Source organism: Streptomyces sp. VRA16 Mangrove soil (assembly GCF_017377775.1).
Lineage (GTDB): Bacteria > Actinomycetota > Actinomycetes > Streptomycetales > Streptomycetaceae > Streptomyces.
Window position 1 is genome coordinate 469,152 of record NZ_JAFVLN010000001.1, and the last position, 22,423, is coordinate 491,574.

General features: G+C 73.7%; 18 protein-coding genes and 3 pseudogenes. 8 read left to right on the forward strand and 13 right to left on the reverse strand.

Translation table 11 applies throughout. The features are described 5' to 3' along the window. Positions 1-10: 10 nt before the first annotated feature. Both fxsT and fxsA read right to left on the reverse strand, forming a co-directional pair. On the reverse strand, positions 11-3,679 hold the full coding sequence (fxsT, locus tag J3486_RS01970; protein ID WP_207818146.1) for an FxSxx-COOH system tetratricopeptide repeat protein: 3,669 nt from the start codon (positions 3,677-3,679) through the stop codon (positions 11-13). An 85-nt stretch (positions 3,680-3,764) separates the two neighbouring features. After that, positions 3,765-3,983 (reverse strand): FxSxx-COOH cyclophane-containing RiPP peptide, encoded by a 219-nt coding sequence (fxsA, locus tag J3486_RS01975; RefSeq protein ID WP_207818147.1) that lies wholly within the window; start codon positions 3,981-3,983, stop codon positions 3,765-3,767. Between the two features lie 243 nt (positions 3,984-4,226). Here fxsA and J3486_RS01980 point away from each other — a divergent pair, with 243 nt between their 5' ends. Then, a complete protein-coding gene (locus tag J3486_RS01980; RefSeq protein WP_207818148.1) occupies positions 4,227-5,477 on the forward strand; it encodes an FxsB family cyclophane-forming radical SAM/SPASM peptide maturase in 1,251 nt (416 codons plus the stop codon). Continuing rightward, entirely contained in the window at positions 5,474-6,925 is a 1,452-nt protein-coding gene (locus J3486_RS01985) for an HEXXH motif-containing putative peptide modification protein (protein ID WP_207818149.1), read from the forward strand. Before J3486_RS01980 ends, J3486_RS01985 begins: the two co-directional genes overlap by 4 nt. 78 nt (positions 6,926-7,003) lie before the next feature. Here J3486_RS01985 and J3486_RS43800 read toward each other — a convergent pair whose 3' ends face one another. From J3486_RS43800 to J3486_RS02000, 4 genes and pseudogenes are all read right to left on the reverse strand, one after another. Further along, positions 7,004-7,579: a fibronectin type III-like domain-contianing protein gene (locus J3486_RS43800; protein ID WP_229377519.1), complete on the reverse strand. Its 576-nt coding sequence runs from the start codon at positions 7,577-7,579 to the stop codon at positions 7,004-7,006. A gap of 81 nt (positions 7,580-7,660) precedes the next feature. Beyond that, positions 7,661-8,155 (reverse strand): annotated as a pseudogene (locus J3486_RS43805) (hypothetical protein); the annotation flags it as partial. A 114-nt stretch (positions 8,156-8,269) separates the two neighbouring features. After that, positions 8,270-8,632 carry a hypothetical protein gene (locus J3486_RS01995; protein WP_207818150.1) on the reverse strand — a complete coding sequence of 121 codons (363 nt, stop codon included), beginning with the start codon at positions 8,630-8,632 and terminating at the stop codon, positions 8,270-8,272. A 73-nt stretch (positions 8,633-8,705) separates the two neighbouring features. Beyond that, positions 8,706-9,881, reverse strand: coding sequence for an NUDIX domain-containing protein (locus tag J3486_RS02000; protein ID WP_374194673.1), 1,176 nt, complete (start codon positions 9,879-9,881; stop codon positions 8,706-8,708). A 94-nt stretch (positions 9,882-9,975) separates the two neighbouring features. Here J3486_RS02000 and J3486_RS02005 point away from each other — a divergent pair, with 94 nt between their 5' ends. The 5 genes and pseudogenes from J3486_RS02005 to J3486_RS43815 all read left to right on the forward strand — a co-directional run. Continuing rightward, the gene (locus tag J3486_RS02005) at positions 9,976-11,463 is read left to right on the forward strand and encodes an FGGY-family carbohydrate kinase (protein ID WP_207818152.1); all 1,488 of its coding nucleotides are present in this window, start codon (positions 9,976-9,978) and stop codon (positions 11,461-11,463) included. Between the two features lie 240 nt (positions 11,464-11,703). Beyond that, positions 11,704-12,948: an MFS transporter gene (locus tag J3486_RS02010; protein WP_207818153.1), complete on the forward strand. Its 1,245-nt coding sequence runs from the start codon at positions 11,704-11,706 to the stop codon at positions 12,946-12,948. Positions 12,949-12,971: 23 nt separating this feature from the next. Further along, positions 12,972-13,481 carry an SRPBCC family protein gene (locus tag J3486_RS02015; RefSeq protein ID WP_207818154.1) on the forward strand — a complete coding sequence of 170 codons (510 nt, stop codon included), beginning with the start codon at positions 12,972-12,974 and terminating at the stop codon, positions 13,479-13,481. Between the two features lie 55 nt (positions 13,482-13,536). Beyond that, positions 13,537-13,746, forward strand: a pseudogene (locus J3486_RS43810) (glycosyltransferase family 2 protein); the annotation flags it as partial. Further along, positions 13,746-13,898, forward strand: a pseudogene (locus tag J3486_RS43815) (acyltransferase); the annotation flags it as partial. The pseudogenes J3486_RS43810 and J3486_RS43815, both read left to right, overlap by 1 nt. Positions 13,899-13,925: 27 nt before the next feature. Here the strand turns inward: J3486_RS43815 and J3486_RS02025 are convergent. Then, positions 13,926-14,507, reverse strand: coding sequence for a TetR/AcrR family transcriptional regulator (locus J3486_RS02025; protein ID WP_207818155.1), 582 nt, complete (start codon positions 14,505-14,507; stop codon positions 13,926-13,928). An 87-nt stretch (positions 14,508-14,594) separates the two neighbouring features. Between J3486_RS02025 and J3486_RS02030 the strand changes: the two genes are divergently transcribed. Continuing rightward, complete coding sequence (locus tag J3486_RS02030; RefSeq protein WP_207818156.1) at positions 14,595-15,476, forward strand: SDR family oxidoreductase; 882 nt, start codon at positions 14,595-14,597, stop codon at positions 15,474-15,476. 1 nt (position 15,477) lies between these two features. Here J3486_RS02030 and J3486_RS02035 read toward each other — a convergent pair whose 3' ends face one another. From J3486_RS02035 to J3486_RS02060, 6 genes are all read right to left on the reverse strand, one after another. After that, on the reverse strand, positions 15,478-16,422 hold the full coding sequence (locus tag J3486_RS02035) for a 3-carboxyethylcatechol 2,3-dioxygenase (RefSeq protein ID WP_207818157.1): 945 nt from the start codon (positions 16,420-16,422) through the stop codon (positions 15,478-15,480). Next, positions 16,419-18,158: a bifunctional 3-(3-hydroxy-phenyl)propionate/3-hydroxycinnamic acid hydroxylase gene (locus J3486_RS02040; RefSeq protein WP_207818158.1), complete on the reverse strand. Its 1,740-nt coding sequence runs from the start codon at positions 18,156-18,158 to the stop codon at positions 16,419-16,421. The genes J3486_RS02035 and J3486_RS02040 overlap by 4 nt, the downstream gene beginning before the upstream one ends. 17 nt (positions 18,159-18,175) lie before the next feature. Further along, positions 18,176-19,036 carry an alpha/beta fold hydrolase gene (locus J3486_RS02045; protein WP_207818159.1) on the reverse strand — a complete coding sequence of 287 codons (861 nt, stop codon included), beginning with the start codon at positions 19,034-19,036 and terminating at the stop codon, positions 18,176-18,178. A 222-nt stretch (positions 19,037-19,258) separates the two neighbouring features. Next, positions 19,259-20,272 carry a 4-hydroxy-2-oxovalerate aldolase gene (dmpG, locus tag J3486_RS02050; protein ID WP_207818160.1) on the reverse strand — a complete coding sequence of 338 codons (1,014 nt, stop codon included), beginning with the start codon at positions 20,270-20,272 and terminating at the stop codon, positions 19,259-19,261. Next, on the reverse strand, positions 20,269-21,216 hold the full coding sequence (locus J3486_RS02055; protein ID WP_207818161.1) for an acetaldehyde dehydrogenase (acetylating): 948 nt from the start codon (positions 21,214-21,216) through the stop codon (positions 20,269-20,271). Before J3486_RS02055 ends, dmpG begins: the two co-directional genes overlap by 4 nt. Next, the gene (locus J3486_RS02060) at positions 21,213-22,052 is read right to left on the reverse strand and encodes a 2-keto-4-pentenoate hydratase (protein ID WP_207818162.1); all 840 of its coding nucleotides are present in this window, start codon (positions 22,050-22,052) and stop codon (positions 21,213-21,215) included. The genes J3486_RS02055 and J3486_RS02060 overlap by 4 nt, the downstream gene beginning before the upstream one ends. Between the last annotated feature and the right edge of the window lie 371 nt (positions 22,053-22,423).

Consider the following 22,423-nt stretch of genomic DNA (forward strand, 5'->3'; position numbering starts at 1 on the left):
TGTCGGCTACCTAAAGGCCCGGGAGTTCCAGGTCGATGTCGAAGCCGGTCGGCGGTGCGACACGGCCCGGGTCCGAGCCGCTCAGCCAGGCGTGGTGCGCCCGGACCCTGCGGCCCAGCGGCCGGTGCGCCATGCCGAGGTCGCGCAGCCGGGTCAGAGCACTGTACGCGAGCTCCGTGGCCTCCACGCCCTGTCCGGCGGCGGCGAGCGACGCGGCCAGTGAGTTCTCCGCGGCGGAGACCCACGGATGGTTCCGGCCGAGCTTGTGCGCAAGGGAGTTGACGGCCGCGCGGCCCAGGGCCACCGCCCCGTCGGTGTCGCCCAGCGCCCGCAGGTACACGCCGTGCCGCACCTGGCCGAGCCCGGTGTACGGATGCGCGGCGCCCAGGGTGTCGGTGAGCGACTCGACACAGGTGCGCGCCTGGTGCTCCGCGTCGCCGAACTTGCCGAGCGCGTGCAGATCGGCGGCCAGGCTGAACTGGCAGCGCAGCGTCTCCAGTCGGCGACTGCCGAACTGGCGGACGTAGAGCCCCAGCGCCTCCGCGTCACGCGCGTGCGCCCGCTCGAAGCCGTACATCGGATCCTTCGCACCCGACGGGTACATGTCGGCGATCCGGCGCTCGCTGATGGCGAGGCCCACCTCCACCTTGAGGCGCGCACCGTCCCACACGTCGCCGTGCCGGCGCAGGAACTGGCGCAGCAGGTCCCGGGATTCGCCGTCGCGGCCCACCGCCCGGTAGAGGTAGGCGAGCAGATCCGCGGAGCGCCAGGCGAGCGGGTCGTCCTTGCCGCCGACCGCCTGCCGGTGCCGGAACCGGTCCTGGAGCAGCGTCAGCGCCGCGTCGTAGCGCCCGGTGAGGGCCTCGGTCAGCGCGAGGTTGTGCTCCACCTGCACCGTCGCCGTGTGATGGCGGCCGAGCAGCAGGGTGAGCCCCTCCAGGGAGGGCCTGCTCTGCATCAGCGCGTCGTCGAATCTGCCGAGGGCCCGCAGCGTCGCCGCGTGCGAGTCCGCCGACAGCAGGGTGCGCGGGTGCACCAGGCCCAGCAGCCTGCGGTGGCCGCGCAGCGCCTGCTCCGAGTACGTGCGCGCGGAGTCGTAGTCGCCGCGCAGCCGGTGGGCGCGGGCGATGCGGTTGAGCAGGGACAGATACTCGGGGGCCTGCTCGTCGCCCGGAGCGGCCCACGCGTCGAGGGCCCGGCCCCCGATGTCGAGCACCCGGGTCAGGTCCGCGCTCTCGCCGCGCTGGTTGAGCGCGGTGAGGTGGCGCAGCAGGGAACGGCGCACCCGGGGCCGCGGATCCTCCCACAGCCGCAGCGACGTCACCTCGCGCGCCCAGTCGGCGGGCAGATCCTTGTCCTCGTGGGGCACGTACTCGGCGAGGATGCTGCGCAGCACCGACTCCACGTCCGCCCGCTCCCGCTGCGTCATGCTCGCCCTGATCACGTCGCGCAGCACGTGGTGCTGGACGAGCGGCTGCTGCGCGCGGTCGAAGTCGACGTCGATCAGGCCCACCTGGGCGAGCGACCACAGGGCGACGCTCACCATGTGCTCGTCCGGCAGCTGGACGTCGTCGGGGTGGCGCAGCGGCCTGCCGTCGGCAGGCTGGGCCGCGCCGGTCGAGTCGTCCCTGGCCAGTTCCGACAGGATCCGCCGGGAGCGCAGCAGCTCCAGGCCCATGCCGCGCCCGGTCAGCAGGGAGGCGGCGTTGAGCAGCCAGCCGAGCGCGTCGCGGCCGGGGGCCTCGCCCTGCCACGCGGCGGCGCCCGGGGTGTCCTGGGCCAGACGCCGGGCGACCAGCACCATGACCTCGATCGGCGGCGCGCTGTCGGCGCGGGTGAGCAGCCCCGTCTTCGCCGAGCGGAACTGGTCGAGGACGTCGGCGACCGCGGTCCGCGGGACCGTGGCGGGTTCGTGGCGGCCCTCGCGGTGGTGATGGGCGACGCGCTCACCCAGACAGAACGCCGCGAGCCGCAGCGCCATCGGGACGAAGTCGAGGACACCGCCGATGCGCAGGGCGTCCTGGGTGGTGATCTCGGGAGCCATCTCGCGCAGCACCGCCGCGCATTCCTCGGGCGCCATCCGCGGGACGGCGAAGGGCGCCGTCGCCGGGTCGCCGTCGTCCGGCGGCCTGCGGCTCGTGATGAGGACGTGGCCGCGCTCGTGCGGTACGGGCAGCGCCCCTTCCAGGTCGTCGGGGTGCGCCACGCCGTCGTAGACGACGAGCCAGCGGCCGACGCCGGAGTCGGGGTCCGAAAGGCGGCGCAGCAACTGGCCCGTTCCGGCGTCGTCGTCGGCCGTGCCGAGCCGGTCCTCGGCGGTGTCGAGGAGGTTCGCGAGGCCGGTGAGGCCGCGCCGCATCCGCTGGGTCTCCCACGAGCGCACCCACCAGACCACGTCGTACCCGGAGCCGTACTGGTGGCACAGCTGCCACGCGACCTCGCTCTTGCCCCAGCCGCTCGGGCCATGCAGCACCAGCGCGCTGCCGGCCCTGGCCGCCTCGCGCAGGCTCTCGTCGAGGCGGTCGACCAGCGCGGGACGGTCGACGAACTCACCGTTGCGCGCCATCAGGTTGGAGATCTTGGGCAGCCGGGGGAAGCGGGCCCGGGGCGTGGTGTCGTCGAAGGGCGCGGCGCCGACACCCAGGCCCGCGTACAGCGTCTGCAGCGCCTCGTCCTCGGCCAGCTCGCGCAGGTCGATCCGCTCGTGGTGGGCCGCGTCGGCCTGCGCGAACGACTCGTCCACCAGCACGATCCGCACATCGGGGTGCGACAGCGCGCCGATCTTGGGCAGCAGGGTCGGGTCGTCACCGGGGGAGAGGAACAGCAGCGCCTGCCCGGGGCCCGGTTGTTCGCCCCCGTACGTGTCGCTCCTGAGCAGCGTCGTGGCGATGCCGCGGCCCTCCAGACAGTCCCGCAGCCAGGCCGCCCACGGCACGTGACCGGCGCCGTGCACGAGGGAGACGGCGGTCAGCTGCCGCGGTGAACGCTCCCGCAGCCAGTCCGCCAGCTGCTCGTAGTAGGGGCGCAGACCCGCGACCGTACCGGAGTCCTCCCGGTCGACGGCGAGCCGTCGGCTGTCCTGGTAGAGCGGGTTGAACGGGATCTCCAGGAACGGGACCTCACTGTCGCCGAGCGCCTGGGCGAGGGCGCCGAAGCGGCGCCGGACCCGCTCTCGGGCGTCGCGCAGCCGGTCGCCGACCCCGATGTAGCTCTTGAGGCCGAGCGTCAGCATCCGGTACGGGCGCTCGTCGCGGTGCCCGGCCAGCTCCTCGGCGAGCGCGGCCGCGCCGTCGATCGACCACGCGGACAGCGCGAAGCAGAACACGAACGCGTCGCCGAGCGCGGCCAGCGCGGCGGGCTCCGCGGCGCCTACGGAGTCCGGCACCGGTGCCTCGATCAGCACGAGGTCGTACGCGGCCGCCACCGGGTCGTCGGCGAGCGCGACGAGCGAGGCGGCCTCGGGGCGGCGCACGAACGCGACGGTGCCGGGATCGGGTTCGGGCACCGGATCGCCCGCACCGTCCCGGCCGGTACGGGCGTCGACGATCAGGACGCTGCGCCGCGACTCGCTGACGATGTCCGCGGCATTGCGCAACGTGGTGCTCAGGCCGAGGTTCTCCGACGTCGTGAAGAAGACGGTGAACGGGCCGGAACGCTCGGGGAGGTGAGCTGCGGGCATGGTCTCTCCGCGGGTGCGACACAGGGGCGGAAGGCGGACAAAAAGGACGCCAGGGGGCTGTGAGTATAGAGCCGCGCCGAGGGACTCACGCGCTCTCCGTGTGGCCCGTGACGAACGGGTCGCCGGTGGCCGTGACCTCGTGCAGCCGGCGCAGCAGGGTGCCCAGCGCGGACGGCGGGAGCGCGGCGATCTCCTCCAGGGACAGGCCGGAGACGTCCAGCACGGCGGACTCCGCGTCCGGTGCGGGACCGGAACCCGGCTCGACGTCCGCGCCCTGGGGGGCGGCGTCCTCGGCAGCGGCCATGGTGTGCACTCCGTGGCGTCTCGGGACCGCTCCGCGGTCGGGGCCCGGGGTCGGGTGTCCCTGTCATCGTAGCGCTGCGTGAGCACGAGCGGACCTGCACGGGAAGCCTCAACTCCCCTCGCAGGTACGACTGTTGTCCGATTCATGATGTTGACGCTCCGCGCACGCCGCCCGAATACTGGACGAACACGGTGTGCTGCGCCCGGATCGCGTCGGGCGGCGCGCCACTTCGGGGGGAAGCGGATGAGGCGACCGCCACTGCGTCATGTCGAGCCGCCCTGGCCCGGGGTCGCCGACGTGGTGGCCAGGGAAGCGGCGGGCTGGACGCCCTCGCCGCTGCACTCGTTCGTCCTCAAGGTGCACAGCCGCTGCGACCTCGCCTGCGACTACTGCTACATGTACCGCTCCCTGGACGGAAGTTGGCGCGAACAGCCACGCACCATGGCGCCCGCCACCGTCGACCGCGCCGCGGAGCGGATCGCCGAACATCTGCACACGCACGGTATCGGCGAGGCCGGCGTCGTCCTGCACGGCGGCGAACCCCTGCTCGCCGGGGACGCCGCCCTCGCCCGCACCGCGGACGTGCTGCGCGCCGCCGTCGGATCCGGCGTACGGCTGCATCTGTCGTTGCAGACCAACGGCGTACGGCTGACCGAGCGCCGCCTCGATCTCCTCGGCGAGCACGGCATCCGGGTCGGGGTGAGCGTGGACGGCGGCCGCGCGGCGCACGACCGGCACCGGCGCGGCGCCGACGGGCGCGGCAGCCACGCCCGGGTCGCCGCAGCGCTGCGGCTGCTCGCCGACGGGCCGCACCGCCCGCTCTTCGCCGGCCTGCTGTGCACCGTCGACCTGCGCAACGACCCCGTCCGCAGCTACGAGGACCTGCTCGTGCACCGCCCGCCCTCGCTGGACTTCCTGCTCCCGCTGGGGCATTGGCAGACACCGCCGCCCGGACTGACGCCCGGCCGGCCCGGCACCCCGTACGCGGACTGGCTGTGGGCCGTGTTCGAGCGCTGGTACGCACCCGCCCGGCGGGAGACCAGGGTGCGCCTCCTCGACGACCTGATGGCGCTGCTGCTCGGCGCGGCCCCGGACACCGAGGCCCTCGGACTCGGCCCCGTGCGGTACGCGGTGGTGGAGACGGACGGCTCCCTCGCCCAGGACGACACCCTGCGCACCGCCTACCACGGCGCCACCCGCACCGGACTCGACCTGCGGCACCACACCTTCGACGAGTTGCTGCGCCACCCCGGCATCGCGGCCCGTCAGTGGGGCGCCGCGGGACTGTGCGCCGAGTGCCGGGCCTGCCCGCTGCACCGCGTGTGCGGCGGCGGTCACTACGCGAACCGGTACCGCCGGGCCACCGGATTCGCCAACCCCAGCGTGTACTGCGCCGACCTGACCGCCCTGATCCGCCGGGTCCGCGCACGGCTGGCACGGGACCTCGGCCTCCCGGCCGAGCGCCCACCCGTGCCGTCGTCGGAGGTGGCATGACGCCCGAGCCGCATCGCATCCCCGGAGAACTGTTCGACGCGATGGCCGCGGGGGCCGGCGGGGCCGAGGGGCTGCGGCTGCTCGCCCGCGCCGAGCACAGCAGACGCCTCGTCTGCGTCCACGCGGTCACCGCCGCCGCCCGCGACATCGGCGGCGCGGTCGCGGACGAGGCCCAGCGGGCCTGGGAACTGCTCGCCACCGCCCGCGCCCGAGCGCCCGAGGCGGCTGCGGCCGTGCTCACGCACCCCGCGGCCGGCCCCGCCCTGGTCGGGCTGCTCGTCGGACTCGACCGCGTCCGTGCGGGCGGACCCGCCGCGGCCCGGCCCGAACACCGTGAACTGCCCTGGCCGCGAACGGTGTCGGGCCCCGCGGACCTGCCGATGTCCTGGTTCACCGCGCTCGCCGCCGCGGTCGCCGTCCGGGCAGGGCTGCCCGGACAGGTGCGGTGGGCGGCGCCGGGCCCCTGGGTGACGCTGCCCTCGCTCGGCCGCGCCCACTTCCACGGCGCCCGCCCCGGGCACACCGTGGAGCTCACCGTCGGCGCTGAAGGGCACGCCGGCCTCACGCTGACCGGTGGGCGCCCGGCCCAGGACCCGGTCGTCGTGCCGGGCGAGCGGTACGGGGCACACGGCCGCTGGCAGGGCGCCCAGGTCCTCGCCGAACTCGCCCCGGGGACACCGCTGTTGCTCGACACCATCGACCCGCCCTGCTTCCCCGGCGCGGTGGGCGGCCCCCTCGCGCTCGGCACCGACGAACTGAACCGGTGGCAGGCGACGGCCCGCGACGCCGTGCGTCTGCTGCGCGCGGAACACCCGCTCCTGCACGCCGAACTCGCCGCGGGACCAAGGGTGTTGGTGCCGCTGCCCGGAGGCGGCCGGGGCAACGTCAGCGGCAGCAGCGCCGAGACGTTCGGCTGCGTAGCGCTGTCCAGGCCGCGCTCGGCCACAGGACTCGCGGTGACGCTCGCGCACGAACTGCAGCACAACAAGTTCGCGGCGCTGCTCCACCTCTTCGACCTGTTCGAACCGGGCGGCACCGAGCTGTACTACGCGGCCTGGCGCCCCGACCCGCGCCCGCTGTTCGGCCTCTTCCACGGGGCGTACGCGCACCTGGGCGTCGCCCAGTTCTGGAGCCGCCGCCGGCAGACGGCGCGGGACCCGGGCGCCCGCGCCGCGGCCGACGTCCAGTTCGCGCGCTGGCGGTCCGCGGCGCGCGAGGCGACCCGCAGCGTCCTCGGCTCGGGCCGGCTCACCCCGCTGGGACGGCGGTTCGCCGACGGGATGCTGGACACGCTCGACGACCTGTGCCGCCTGCCGGTGCCCGCCGAGGCCCGCCGCAGGGCCTCGGCGTCGGCGCGGCGGCACAGGTCCACCTGGTCGGGCCGGTACGGGACGGCACCGGTCCGCGTCCAGGACGGGCCGTCCCCACCGGTGCCCAGCCGAGCGTGAACGACGCCGGCCGCATCCCCTCGTCCAGCAGCACGACCACGTCCCCGCGCCCGTCCGGCACACCGTCGAGCCGCACCGTCACCGACGTGTACGCGTACTCCGACGACGTGCCGTCGAAGGCGGCCGGGCCGGGGCGGCGCCCCGTCGGGGAGCCGAGCCGGACCTCCAGGGTGCCCGCCGCGCCCGCCACCCGGGCCCTGAACGCTCCGCCGCCCGGAGCCGCGCGTCCGCGTACGACACCCAGGCGCCGTCGCCGGTCGCGCCGACCGCCGTGCCCCGCACCTTCGACTCGTCGACGAGCCGGATCGCGGCGTAGTCGTCGAAGTTCTCGGCGCGGGTGGTGCGCGACAGATCGCGCGGCGGGATCGTCACGCCCGTGACCTTCCACGTCGTCCGCGCCCGCACGTCCGCCGAGGACGACCCGGCCAGGACGTCGTACGTGGCCGCCTCCACGACCCACCGGGAACGCGTGACGTCCCCGTGCGCGAGATCCCGCTCGGTGAGCCGCAACCGGACGGTCCTCGTCTCGCCGGGCTTCAGCTGCCGCACGTCGCGGGACGTGCGCTGATGGACGTAGAGCTGCACGACCTCGTCGCCCGCGCGGCGGCCCGTGTTGGTGACGGGGACCGAGTAGCCGCCGGTGGAGCGCTTCAACTCGCCGTACCGGAACGACGCGTAGGAGAGGCCGTGGCCGAAGGGGTACAGCGGCTCGCCCTTGAAGTACCAGTAGGTGCGCTCGTACTTGATGATGTCGTACTCGAGGATCGACGGCAGATCGTCCTCGGAGCGGTACCAGGTCTGGGTGAGGCGGCCCGCCGGGTTCGCGTCGCCGAACAGCAGGTCGGGCCGTTGATCGCGGGCATCGACCCGATGACGACGATCGCCGCGCCCTTGCCCTCGACCGCCGCAACGGCCTCCTCGGTGCCCGAGCGGACCACCTCGCGTGCGTAATGTGCGGCGGCCGACTTCTCCACGAGGCCCAGCACGCCGTCGGCGCCGGACGGGCCGAGCTGGACCGGCGAGGTCCACCACGAGTCGGCGATCTCGTAGCCCGCGTACTTCAGCAGGTACGTGCCGTCGGACTGCTCCTCCAGGCCGAACTGCTGCATCACGTACCAGCCGCCCGGCTGCATCTGGTCGTTGACGAAACCGGCGTCGCCGCGGCCCACGTGCTGTCCGTTCGCCACCGCCCGCAGCGTGACGATGCCGGCGCCCCAGTCGAAGACGCATCTGCAAGGGAGTTGATCATGCATGGATCCGGGCGCGACGCTGTGACGAGAGCGCGGGGAGCGGGGTGGTGGAGCGATTCGACGAACGCACCGAGAGGGGCCGGAGCGGTGCCGCTCAGGCGCCAGGCCGGAACCGCAGCGCCGACCAGGTGTCGTCGACGGAGATCTGCCGCACGGGCCGCACCCCCTGCGCGATGAGCGCCGCCGCGAGGGTGTCGCGGTTCAGATCGGTCCCCAACTTCCCGCCCTTCGGGTACGCCACCCAGGCCAGGGCGTCGCGCCGGGCGGCGGCGAGCACCGCCCGCACGGCCGGACCGGCGAGGTCGCCGGAGCCGGTCACGAAGGCGAGCACCGCGTCCGCGGCGGCCGCGTCGTCGGTGGCGACGGCGTCCGCCAGATCTAGGCGGACGCCCTCGGGCTCGGCCAGGACGGCGACGCTCAGGCCCGGCTTGATCTGCAGCTTGCTGATGACGGACACGGGCCGAGCCTGGCACGGGGCGGGCGGCGGGGCCACCGCGCCGGGCCGCCCGGGGGAGGCGCCGCCACCGCCGCTACTCCCGTTCGCGGGCGTACGCGGTGAAGTGGGCCGGTGGATGGTCGAGGGGCAGACCGGGGCGCCAGGCAGTGAGGATCTGGGCGCTGCACTCGAAGATCCCGGAGGGCAGCGCGTCGAGCGGCCACCAGGCCCACTCCCCGACGCTCTCGTCCGGCTGCGTCGCGGGCTCGCCCTGCCACGCGGTGACCACGGCCCCCACGCTGACGCGGACGACGTCGCCGACGTGGTCGATCAGCGTGCCGATGAGCGTGACGTCCTCGGTCCTGGCGCGCAGCCCGGTCTCCTCGGCCAGTTCGCGGACCGCCGTCCGCTCCAGGGACTCCCCGGCCTCCACGGTGCCGCCCGGCAGCTCGATGGTGCCGCGCCGGTGCCGGCCGAGCAGCAGTCCCCGCTCGCCCAGGACGATGACGCCCACCCCGATCGCGGCGTGCGGCACGGGCGGCCGCCGGCCCCGCGGGCGGCTGGTGACCCGGCCGGTGCGGACGGGGACACGCCGGGCCCGGACGAGCTGCCAGACCACCGGGTTGCCCGGATCCGGCGCGCGGAGCAGCGTGATCGACTCCACGCCGAACCCGTGCTCCGTCAGAAGCTTCTCCCACACGTGCGGAGCCAGCACCCAGGTCCGCAGCGGCAGCGGCTCCAGGTCCCTGAGCCTCAGCGCCTCGTCGCGCGGGGCCACCGTGTCGGCCGGGCCGTGGCCGTGCGCGTTGGTGTGGAGCACGGAGAAGACCAGCGGGGCGCCGGGCCGCAGACCGTCGCGCAGGGCGGGCAGTGAGACGTACGGGTCGATCCCGGCGAGCGTGCCGATGGCGTACGCCGCGTCGTACGGCTCCGCCCGCCGCAGCTGCGCCACGGCGTCAGCATGCAGGAACCGGACGCCGGGCACCGTGCCGAAGTGCCCGGTGGCGCGCCGGTGCTGGGTGGGCGACAGCTCGACCGCGTCGACGAGCGCGCCGCGGTCCCGGGCGAGGTGGACCGCGTGATGCCCGGCGCCGGAGCCGAGGTCCAGGACCCGCTTGCCGGTGACCGGTCCGAGCGCGTCGTCGCCGGGGCCGACACCGTCCCAGAAACCCCAGCGGAGCTGTTCGGGCACGGGCGGCATGTACCCGTGGTCGAGCTGATGGCGGCCGTAGGCGGTCCAGCTTGCGGCGTTGGGGGAGGGCTCCGTCACGGTTCTCCTGTCTCGCGGGCGGGCGGGGCGGCAGTCATGATGCCGTCCGGCGCCGCCCGGAGGAACGGCGCACGGGTGCGGATACGGTGCACGCATGCCCCTCACAGCAGTCATCGGCGTGGACATCGGCACCTCCAGCAGCAAGGGCGTCCTCGTCGCGCTCGACGGCACCGTGCTGCACACCGCCGTCCGTGAGCACGCGGTCGACCGGCCCGCCCCCGGCCACGTGGAGATGGACGCCACCGTGTGGTGGGACGACTTCGTCTCCCTGGCGCGGGAGTTGACCTCCGTTCGGGGCGAGGAAGTCGACGTGGCAGCCGTCGGGGTCAGCGGGATGGGGCCGTGCGTCCTGCTCGCCGACGCCGACGACACCCCGCTGCGGCCCGCGATCCTGTACGGCGTCGACACCCGCTCCGTCGAGCAGATCGACCGCATCGAGCGGGAGTTGGGGGCCGAGGAGATCGTCCGCCGCTGCGGCTCACGGCTGACCACGCAGGCGGCGGGCCCCAAGGTGGCCTGGGTCGCCGCGCACGAACCGGACCTCTACCGTCGCGCCCGGCACCTCTACATGCCCAGCTCCTGGCTGGTCCGCAGGCTCACCGGCACCTACGTCCTCGACCACCACTCGGCCAGCCAGTGCACACCCCTGTACGACATCGGGGCGCACGCCTGGCACGAGCCGTGGGCCGTCGCCGTCGCCCCCGGCATCGAGCTGCCGCCGCTCGCCTGGTCCGGCGACCGCGCGGGCACGGTCACCGAAGACGCCGCACGCCGCACCGGCCTGCGCCCCGGCATCCCGGTCGTCACCGGCACCATCGACGCCTGGGCCGAGGCGCTGAGCGTCGGCGCACACGGCGTCGGCGACCTCATGCTCATGTACGGCACCACCATGTTCCTCGTGCACACCGTGCCCCGGCCGCTGCGCGACCCGGCGCTGTGGAGCACCGTCGGCGCCCTGCCCGGCACTCACAACCTGGCGGGCGGCATGGCGACCTCGGGCGCCGTCACCGGCTGGCTGCGCGAACTGTTCGGCTCGCCCGACTACGCCGAACTGCTGCGCCTGGCAAGGGAGTCGGGGCCCGGCGCGCACGGCCTGCTGATGCTCCCGTACTTCGCGGGGGAGCGCAGCCCCGTCATGGACCCGCGGGCGCGCGGCGTCCTCGCGGGACTCACGCTCTCGCACACCCGCGGCGACCTGTACCGCGCCGCGCTGGAGGGCACGGCGTACGGGGTGCGGCACAACATCGAGGCGATCGAGGCGGCGGGCGGCGACATCCGCCGGGTCGTCGCCGTCGGCGGCGGCACACAGGGCGACCTGTGGACCCGGATCGTCTCCGACGTCACCGGGCGCCCGCAGGAGATGCGGCAGACGTCCGTGGGCGCCTGCTACGGCGGGGCGCTGCTCGCCGCCGGGCTCGTCGGCGAGGCCCGCATCGACGACTGGAACCCCGTCGCGCGGACCGTCGCCCCCGCCCCGGAGACCGCGGCCCGCTACGACGAGACCTACACCCTGTACCGCGAGCTGTACCCGGCATCGGCGCGCGTCGTCCACGCGCTGGCCGACCATCAGGCACGTACCTGACCGCACGCGTCCGTCGCAGGACCGCGGCCGTCCGTCATCTATCGGATGTATGGGGCACGCATGACGTAGATCACGCGGATCAGGGGCCCGATCACGGAATGCGGGCACGGATACCGCTGCTGGACCCGTCATGGGCTCGCTCTGCTCGGGGGGTGCGCAGGGCGATCGCGTCCGGTGCGTGGTCACGCGGGCCGAGCCGGTCCCCGGTTCCGCCAGCTCCTCGAAAGGTTCTCCTGCACCATGCCCCTGGCTCTGCTGGCCCTGGCTGTCGTCGCGTTCGGCATCGGCACGACCGAGTTCGCCACGATGGGGCTGCTGCCCCAGATCGCCGACGGGATCCACGTGTCCGTGCCGCACGCGGGCAACCTCGTCTCGGCGTACGCGCTCGGCGTCGTCGTCGGCGCCCCCGTCCTGACCGGCATCGGCGCGCGCATCCCGCACAAGCGGCTGCTGCTCCTGCTGACCGGCCTGTTCGTCGTCGGCAACACGGCGTCCGCGCTCGCGCCCGGCTTCGGGACGCTCTTCGCCGCGCGTTTCGTGGCCGGACTGCCGCACGGCGCGCTGTTCGGCGTCGGCGCCGTCGTCGCCTCCCGGCTCGTGGCACCCGAGCGGGCCGCGACCGCCGTGTCCCGGATGTTCCTCGGCCTCACGGTCGCGAACATCATCGGCGTCCCCGCCGGCACCGCACTCGGCCAGCAACTGGGCTGGCGCGCCGCCTACTACGCGGTCGCCGTCATCGGACTCGTCGCCCTCGCCGCGCTCGCCCTCTTCGTGCCCCACCAGCCGCGCGGCGCCCAGGCGGGCGTCCGGCACGAGCTGCGGGCCATGGGCAACAAGCAGGTCGTCATCGGCCTCGCCACGGCCGTCGTCGGGTTCGGCGGATTCTTCGCCGTCTACAGCTACCTCGTGCCGATACTCACCCACCTGACCGGCATCTCCGAGACCTCTACCACCGCCGTCCTCGCGCTCTACGGCGTCGGCATGACGCTCGGCACGCTGGTGGCGGGCCCGCTCACCGACCGCGCGCTGCGCCCGACCATGTACGTCAGCCTCGCGCTGCTCGCCGCGGCGCTCGTGACGTTCTACTTCACGGTGCACAGCACGATCCCCGCGCTGCTGACCATCACCTTCATCGGCGCCCTCGGCTCGCTCATCACCACGCCCGTGCAGATGCTGCTCATGGCGAAGGCGAAGGACGCCCCGACCATGGCGGCGGCCTCCAACCACTCCGCGTTCAACCTGGCCAACGCGGGCGGCGCCTGGCTCGGCGGCCTGGTCATCTCGGCGGGCTGGGGCTGGGCCTCGCCCAACCTGGCCGGCGCCGTGCTCGCCCTCGCGGGCCTGGCCCTCGCACTGGTGGGCGGCCGCACGGACCGCGGCACCGGCGGCACGGACGTGGCCGTGTCCTTCGCGAAGAACGCTCCGGCGCGGACCGAGCCGTCCGGCGCCGGTTCAGCACATGACAACATCAACTCCGCCATGTAGTCGACAGGTTGGAGGAGAGATCCATGCGTCTCGCTGACCGCCCCCAGGTGGAGTGCACGATCGACATCGACGCCGCCGTGGACCGCGTCTGGGAGCTGGTGTCGGACATCTCGACATCGGCGCGCCACAGCCCCGAACTCCAGGAGGTCGAGTGGCTCGACGGCGCCGAGGGGCCGGCCGTCGGAGCCTGTTTCGCGGGCCGCAACCACAACTCCCACCTGGGGGAGTGGCGGACGGTCAGCCGCATAGAGGCGGTCGAGGAGGGACGCCTCTTCCAGTGGGCGGTGGTCTACGAGGACGACCGCCAGGGCGACGCGCTGGCCGTGTGGACGTACCGCGTCGAACCCGCCGTCGACGGGACGGCGACACGGGTGCGGCACGGGGTCCGGCTCGGTACGGGGAAGGGCCCGCTGCACGCGTTCGTCGAGAAGTACCCGGAGCGGGAGGAGGAGATCGTCGCCGGCCGCCTCGGTCTCCTGCGCACCGGGATCGAGACGACCCTGGCCGGCGTGAAGGCGGACGCGGAGTCCTGACCAGGGGCCCGACGGGCGGCTGACGACGGCGTGGCCGGGCAGACAGCTGCCCGTCCACCACCGGCAGCGCAACAAGCGCCGCTTCAGCCGGGGACCGCAGGCGTCCCGGCCGGTCAGCGTCATCGTGCCCGCGTACCACGAGCGCGAGTGCTTCGCCGACACCGTCCACTCCCTTGCGGCGAGCACCCATCCGATAGAGATCATCGTGGTGGACGACGGCTCGCCGGACGGCACCGCGGAGATCGTCGAGGCGCTCGGCCGCCCGAGTTCTGGAAGGTACCCGCCTTCGGGACGTGGCTGCCGCTCGGGAGCCAGTGGTTCATGTTCGCGTGGGGCTGGGTGCTGATCGCGGTGGCCGTTCCGCTGTGGGGCCGGGTCGAGGACGTTGCGGCGGAACGGAGACCGCGACTGCCGCCCTGGCCGGGGGCGGGCCCGTGGACGGGGTCAGTCCAGCTCCGACATCGCGGCCCGCAGCTCGGCCAGCGCGGCGCGGGTGTGCACCGCGAGAGTGCCGGGGTCCTCGTCGCGGGACGGGTCGGCCCAGCGGGTGAAGCCGAGCCTGAAGGCGAGGACGCCGAGCTCGGCGGCCACCTGCGCGGGGGCCCGCGGGACGCCCCGCTTCTCCAGGGCGTCGGCCATGGCCGCCGCCATGCCGGCACCCTTCATCGCGTTGCGCTGCCGCAGCTCCTCGTTGGCCTCGATCGCCGCGTGCAGCAGCGGGCCGAGCTCGCGGTTGAACGAGGTCATCTCGCCCGAGGCGCGCTCCAGCCCCGCCTCGACCGCCGCCAGCGGGGACGCGTCGGCCGGCGCCTCCTCGATGCCCTCGGCCAGCAGCCGGCTCAGGGTCGTCTGGCCCGCGGTGAGGATCTCGCGCTTGTCCGTGAAGTGGCGGTGGAACGTGCTGCGGGTCAGCCCCGCACGCTCGGCGATCTCGGAGACCGTCGTGTCGTCGTACCCCTTCTCGGCGAACAGGTGGAGCGCCGCCACGACGAGGCGCTGGCGGGCATCCGGTTTCCATCTGGGCATATGGCCATCCTATGCGATGCGACAGGTGTCGCATCAATGTGTGTACAGTGATGAGACACCTGTCGCATCACTGTCTTGGAGCTAGCCATGCGCGTCTTCATCACCGGCGGCACGGGCCTGATCGGCTCGGCCGTCGTCGCCGAACTTCTCTCCGCGGGCCACTCGGTCACCGCTCTCGCCCGGTCCGAGGCCTCCGCCGACCGGGCCGCGAAGGCCGGGGCCGACGTCGTCAGGGGAGGACTGACCGACCTGGAGGTGCTGCGCGCCGGCGCGCGGCAGGCCGACGGCGTCATCCACCTCGCCTTCGGCAACGACTTCAGCTCGCCCGAGGCGCTCGCGCGCAACGTCGCCGAGGAGGGCGCCGCGCTCGCCGCGATCGGCGAGGCGCTCGTCGGCACGGACCGGCCGCTGGTCACCGTGTCGGGCACGCCGCAGGTCGAGGGCCGCGCCTCGACCGAGCACGACCCGCTGCCCACCGACGGTCCCGTCGGCGGCCGCAGCGAGTCGGTCGTGCGCGCCCTCGGCCTCGCCGCCCAGGGCGTGCGCAGCTCGGCGGTACGCCTGCCGCGCACCGTCCACAACGAGGGCGAGGGCGGCTTCGCCGGCCTGCTCGCCCAGATCGCCCGCGGCGCGGGCACCGTCGGCTACCCCGGCGACGGCGCCCAGCGCTGGCCCGCGGTGCACGCCCGCGACGCCGCCGTGCTGTTCCGGCTCGCGCTGGAGAAGGCCCCGGGCGGCAGCTCGTGGCACGCCGTGGCCGACGAGGGCGACGCCGTCCGTGACATCGCCGCGGTCATCGGCCGTCGCCTCGGCCTGCCGGTCGCCTCGCTGCCGGAGGAGAACTTCGGTCCCCTCGGCCCGATCTTCGCCACCGACCAGCCGGCCTCCAGCGCCCACACCCGCGCCGCCCTCGGCTGGGAGCCGACGCACCCGAGCCTGCTCGACGACCTGGAGAACATGTCGGCCTGAGTCAGGCGGAGGTGCGCGCCGCCATCACTCCGAACCCGGCGATGTACTCCTTGATCGGCCGGTAGAAGGAGTACGCCACCTCGTACGGGCCCGCCGCGCCGAGCGCCGCGAAGGCCGCCACCCAGCTGCGCACCTCGTGGGCGGAGTTGCCCGCGTCCTCGGCCATCCGCTCGGGCGTCATCGCGTCGATGGGGGAGAGGTCGCCCGAGGCCAGCGTCGCCATCAGGGACCGGTCCCACTTTGGGTTCAGGTCCTTGATGGCGGCCGTACCGGCCGCGAAGGCCTTCGCCGTGTCGATGACCCGCTGCTGGCGGGCGTCCCGGGCCGCGGCCGTGGGGTGCCGGCCGTTGAGCAGCATGGCGCGGGCGGCGTCGTCTGCGGTGGCCCACTGGGGGACCGGCGGGTCGTGGGAGAGGCCGCCGGAGCCGAGGACGAGCACCCGCTCGTCCGTCAGTGTGGCGAGGAAGCCGCCGATCGCCTCGCCGAGCCGCCGGACCCGGCGCATCGTCACGAACGGCTTGGCCACACCGTTCACGAAGACCGGGATCGTCGGCACCTTGTCGATGCCGTCGAAGAGGATCTCCAGCGGCTGGATCGCGCCGTGGTCGACTTCCATCCGGCGGGAGATCGCCACGTCGATGTCGCGCTCGGCGACCCACTGGGCGAGCTCCTCGGCGCGCGCCGTCGGCACGTCCAGCGGGCCCTCGGCCGTGCCGTAGTCGCCGACGCCCAGCGCCTCGTACCCGATGCAGAACGGCGGCATCAGGTCGTAGAAGAACCCGTTGTAGTGGTCCGGCGCGAACGAGAGGACGAGGGTCGGGTCGAACTCCCTGACGAAGGTCCGGGCCGCGGAGAAGGCGCCCTGCACCGCGGCGTTCACCTCGGCGGGCGGGTCCGCGTAGTCCAGCAGCGGGCTGTGGGACATGGTGACGAGGGCGACGCTCATGCCGGGGCTCCTTCCTTGGCCCGCTCCGCGACGGGGGTGGATACGGGGGTCAGCGACGCGGCCGTGCGCAGCGCGGCGAGTGCGCGGGGCGCCTGCCGGGTGAGGGCGGCCGCCGCCACGAAGTGATCGGGACGCAGCACGACCAGGCCGCAGGCCCGTACGTCGAACCAGTCCTTCAGCGCTCCGGTGCTGTCGCCGACCACGGTGACCGGCTCCGGCGACGCGGCGTACCGGGCCTCGGCCCAGGCGCGCTGGGTCTCCGGCATGAAGGACACCAGCTTGATCCGGTGCCGGCGCACGAACGCCAGGTCCGCGTCGGTCAGGAACGCCGTCGGGTCGGTGCCCCACGTGGCGAGCGTCCACCAGTCCCCGGTGACGTCGTCGAGCAACACACCGGTGGCGTCAGCCGTGTTGACGCGCGGCTGGATGAACTGCAGCCCGACGGGCGAGAGTTCACCGGCCGAGTCGACGAAGGGTGCGAGGGTCGCGCCGCGTTTGAAGCCCGCTCGCGCCCGGCCCGGGGTGAGCGTGGCCTGGTCGACGACGACCCCGGCGGCGTAGCGCGGCATGGGCTTGAAGCGCAGCTCGGTGAAGTACGACTTCCACTTCGGTACGAGGTTGAGCGCGGACGCGGCGACATCGCGCACGGCGCCGCCGAACCGGCCCATCTTCATGACCGTGCCCGCCGCCATGTTGACGTCGATCATGTCGGAGGCGTGCTTGCGGCGCTCCTCGGTGTACGTGTCCAGGAGCGTGTCGCCAGCGTCGCCGGCGAGGACGGCGCTGAGCTTCCACGCCAGGTTCGTCGCGTCGCGGATGCCGGAGTTCCAGCCCTGGCCGAGCCAGACCGGCATCAGGTGCGCGGCGTCACCGGCGACGAAGACCCGGCCCTTGCGGAAGTCGGAGGCGACGCGGCCGTGGTGGGTGAACGTGCGCTGGTTGATGACCTTCAGCGCGGCCGGGTCGGGGACGTGCCGCCGTAGCAGCTCGTGCATGAAGGCGGGGTCGGCGCAGCGCTCGGTCGGCTCGTCGTCGTGGAGCATGAACTCCCAGCGGCGGATGCCCTGCGGCAGGCCGATGGAGACGTACGGGCGGCGCGGGTCGGCGCCGAGATAGACGGACGGGGTGCCGATCGGGTCGTCCGCCACGTCGACGACCACCCAGCGGGTCGACGGCGACTTGCCCTCGAACTCCACGCCCATCCACTTGCGGGTGAAGGAGCTGCCGCCCTCGCAGCCGACGGCGTAGCGGGCGGTGAAGGTGACGGTCCCGACGGCGGTGCCCTCGGCGTCGAGCCGCTCGGCGGTGACGGCGACGTGGTCGCCGCGGTCCTTCAGGCCCACCACCTTGTGGCCGAAGCGCAGTTCGGTGCCGGCGAACCGGTCGAGCCCGGCGGCGAGTTCCTTGTCGACCAGCGGCTGGATGAAGCCGTGCTTGCGCGGATAGCCGAACTCCTGCGTCCGCGGATTGTTGATGGCGAGGACCTGGCCGGTGCCGTTGACCAGGCGCACCACGTGGTGCGGGACCGTGAACGGCTCGATCCGCTGCCACAGGCCGGCCGTGTGCAGGGTGCGGATCGACTCGTCGTCGAGGCCGACGCCGCGCGGGTAGTCGATCAGCTCGTGGCGGGCTTCGAGGACGGTGGCCCGGTGGCCGCGCACGCCGATCAGATTGGCGAGGGTGAGGCCGACCGGCCCGGCTCCGATGACAACGACGTCGGTGTCGAAGGTGCTCATGGGTGGGTCCGATCGGTTCAGTTGTGCGACAGGAAGTCGATGACGAGGCGGTTGAACTCGGCGGCGTGCTCGATCATCGCCCAGTGCCCGCACCGGTTGAGCAGCACGAGCCGCGAGTCGGGGATGTTCGCGAGCAGCCACAGGCTGGTCTCGTAGTGCAGGACCCGGTCGTCCTTGCCGTGGATCAGCAGCGTCGGCGCCGTGATGCCGGGGATCTGCGCGCGGTCCACCTTGATCGGGATGGGCGCGCCGTGCGCGAGGCCCTCGACGTAGTTCTTCAGGTGGTCGGGGCGGGCGAGCGCCGCCTCCGAGCGGGCCCGGGTCAGCTCCGGCGTCGCGAACCGCGCCTTGTCGTACGTCATGATCTCGACCAGCGCCCGCATGTTCTCCGGGCTCGCGTCCTTGTACGCCTTGACCAGGACCTTCAGGCCCTCGCTCGGGCCGTCGCCCGGACCGAACAGGGAGGCGGGCCCGCGGCCGAGCGAGGCGCCCATCGTCACCAGGTGCGTGAGGCGCTCGGGGTGCAGCGTGGCGAAGCGGACGGCGGTGTGGCCGCCCATCGAGTTGCCGACGAGGGCCGCCTTGTCGAGGCCCAGCGCGTCGAGGAACTCCACGAGCGTCGCGTCGTGGTCCATGTCCGCGGTCGCCTGCGCGTCGGAGTCGCCCCACCCCGGCATGTCGGGGGCGACGACGCGGAAACCGGCGTCGGCGATCGCGCCGATGTTGCCCGAGAAGTTCGACCAGCCCGTCGCCCCGGGGCCGGACCCGTGCAGCAGGACGACCGGTGTGGCGCCGGCTTCCCCGGCCTCGTAGTAGCGCATGCGCAGACCCGACGGAAGGGCGATGTCGTGCGCCGCGGCTTCCTTGGTGAGGGACATGATCTGGCTCCTCGTTCTCTATGTGCACATCAGCGATCGTTATTTACACGCTGGTCTTTCTGATGGAACGCTTGGTCGGTAGGAATGTCAAGGGGGTGTTGGTCACGTCGTCCGGGGCCGGGCGACGCTGTGACCAGGGACGCAGCGGACGGATCCCGGTGCGCGGGCACGCCGAACAGGGCCGGGAGACACTGCCCTCCCGGCCCTGCGTCGTACGTGATGTCAGCTCGCCTGCGCGAGCCCCAGCGCCACGTCGACGATCATGTCCTCCTGGCCGCCGACGAGACCGCGCCTGCCGACCTCGACGAGGATCGTCCGCACGTCGACGCCGTACCGCTCGGCCGCCGCCTCCGCGTGCCGCAGGAACGACCCGTAGACCCCGGCGTAGCCGAGCGTGAGGGTCTCGCGGTCGACGCGCACCGGGCGGTCCTGGAGCGGGCGCACCAGGTCCTCGGCCGCGTCCTGGAGCGCGAAGAGATCGCAGCCGTGGTCCCAGCCGTTGAGGTCGGCGACCGCGATGAACGGCTCGATCGGGCAGTTGCCCGCGCCCGCACCCTGCCCGGCGAGGGAGGCGTCCACGCGGGTCACGCCCTCCTCGACCGCGACCATCGAGTTGGCGACGGCGAGGGAGAGGTTCTCGTGGGCGTGGATGCCGATCTCCGTGGCCGGGTCGAGCACGTCGCGGTAGGCGCGCATCCGCTCGCGCACGCCGTCCATCATCAGCCGGCCGCCGGAGTCGGTGACGTAGACGCAGTGGGCGCCGTACGACTCCATGAGCTTGGCCTGCTGGGCAAGGGTCCGCGCGTCGGCCATGTGGCTCATCATCAGGAAGCCGGAGACGTCCATGCCCAACTCGCGCGCGGTGGCGATGTGCTGGGCCGAGACGTCGGCCTCGGTGCAGTGCGTGGCGACCCGCACCGAGCGCACCCCGAGCGCGTACGCCTGCTTCAGCTCCTCGATGGTGCCGATGCCGGGGAGCAGGAGCGTGGTCAGGCGGGCGTTCTCGATCTGTGCGGCCGCGGCCTCGATCCACTCCCAGTCGGTGTGGCTGCCGGGGCCGTAGTTGAGGGAGCCGCCGGCGAGGCCGTCGCCGTGCGAGACCTCGATGCCGTCGACACCGGCCGCGTCGAGCGCGGCCACGATCCGGCCTACCTGCCCGGGCTCGATGCGGTGCCGGATGGCGTGCATGCCGTCGCGCAGGGTGACGTCCTGGATGAACAGCTTGGTGGCGGTCATGCGTCGGCTCCCTGGAGTGCGGTGGCGCGGGCGGCCATGGCCTCGGCCATCCGCAGGGCCGCGCTGGTCATGATGTCGAGGTTTCCGGCGTACGCCGGGAGGTAGTGGGCGGCGCCCTCGACCTCCAGGAAGACGGAGACCTGGTGGGTGGCCGGGGCCCCGGTGAGGGTGTGCACCGGCTGGTCGGCGGGGACCGGGGCGATCTGCACCTGCTGCTTGAGGCGGTAGCCCGGCACGTACGCCGACACCTCGTCGACCCGCTTCGCGATGGCCGCGCGGATCGCTGCGTGGGTCGCCTCGTCGGGCGCGTCCACCAGCGCGAGCACGGTGTCGCGCATGATCAGCGGCGGCTCGGCCGGGTTCAGGATGATGACCGCCTTGCCGCGCTCGGCGCCGCCGACCGTCTCGATGGCGTGGCTGGTCGTCTCCGTGAACTCGTCGATGTTGGCGCGGGTGCCGGGCCCGGCGCTCTTCGACGCGATCGAGGCGACGATCTCCGCGTACGGGACCGGCGCCACCGAGGAGATTGCGGCGACGATCGGGATGGTGGCCTGGCCGCCGCACGTCACCATGTTCACGTCGTCGGCGGCGACATGGTCGTGCAGATTGACGGCGGGGATCACCATGGGGCCGATCGCGGCGGGCGTCAGGTCGATGAGCTGCTTGCCGTACGGGGCGAGCGCGGCGGCGTTGGCGACGTGCGCCTTCGCGGACGTCGCGTCGAAGACGATCCTGATGTCCTCGAAGCCGTCCATGGCGATCAGGCCCTGCACGCCCTCGGCGGTCACGGGCACCCCGAGCCGCCTGGCGCGGGCGAGCCCGTCGGAGGCGGGGTCGATACCGACCATCGCGCCCATCTCCAGGGTGTCCGAAAGGCGGAGCACCTTGATCATCAGGTCGGTGCCGATGTTGCCCGAGCCGATGACGGCGACCTTGGTCTTCATGCGGAGGCTCCTTCGTTGCCGGCGGCTTCGCCGGCGGAGGCGTGGAAGCGGACGGAGACGGTGCCGAGGCCGGTGATCCTGGCGGTGAACACGTCTCCGGCCACGGCGGGCACCATCGGGCCGAGCGCGCCCGAGAGCACGACCTGGCCCGCGCGCAGCGGGTCGCCGACGTCGCGGGCGGTCCGGGCGAGCCAGGCCAGGGCGGTGAGCGGATCGCCCAGGCAGGCCGCGCCGTCGCCGCTGGAGACGGTCTCGTCGTGCCGGTCCAGGGTCATGGCGGCCTCGACCGGCTCGAACTCGGAGAGCGTCCTGGCCGGGGTGCCGAGCACGTAGAGCGCCGAGGAGCCGTTGTCGGCCACCGTGTCGCCGAAGGTGATGTCCCAGTCGGCGATCCGGCTGTCCACGATCTCCAGGGCGGGGACGGCGTGCGCGACGGCGGCACGGATCTGGGCGTCGTCCAGCGGGCCCTCGGCGAGGTCCGCGCCGAGCACGAACGCGATCTCCGCCTCGACCTTCGGCTGCAGCAGCGTCCCGACCGGCACGGAGGCGCCGTCCGCGACGCTCATGTCGGCGAACAGCACGCCGAAGTCCGGCTGGTCCACGCCCAGTTGACGCTGCACGGCGGGGGAGGTGAGGCCGATCTTGCGGCCGGTGACGCGGGCGCCGTCCGCGAGGCGGCGCGCGGTGAGCAGCTCCTGGACGGCGTACGCCGCCTTCACGTCGTCGCTGCCGATCAGATCGCGCACCGGGGGGCAGGGCACATGGTCGGCGGTGGCGCGGAGCAGCCGCTCGGCCGCCTGCGCCACGGCGTCGTTGCCGGGGGAGATCTCGTTCATGCCCCCAGCTTGGACACGCGCGTCGCCCGACGCCCAGCGATCAGTTCCGCCTCGCGGAACTAGTCCGCCGATCGGTGGGGTGGCCCTCCTGGCCGCGTCCATGTGGGGCAGTGCTCGTGCCCCGTCAGGGGCGCGGGGCTGTGTCCGATCTGCGGCTCCGCCGCGCGGGCGCGACCGGCGGTGAGGTGTGCCCCGCCAGGGGCGCGGGGAACTGTGCGACCAGCCCCCACCTGGCCTGCACCCGGCGGTGGTGCGACCGGGACCGAGCTGGAGGCCGGTTGGAGCGCTCGCCCCGCGCCGGGGTGCCGCCTTGCCCACCCTGCCGCCCATGGCGGCAGATTGCCCAAGGCGGCGCGGCAGCCGGCCGGGGC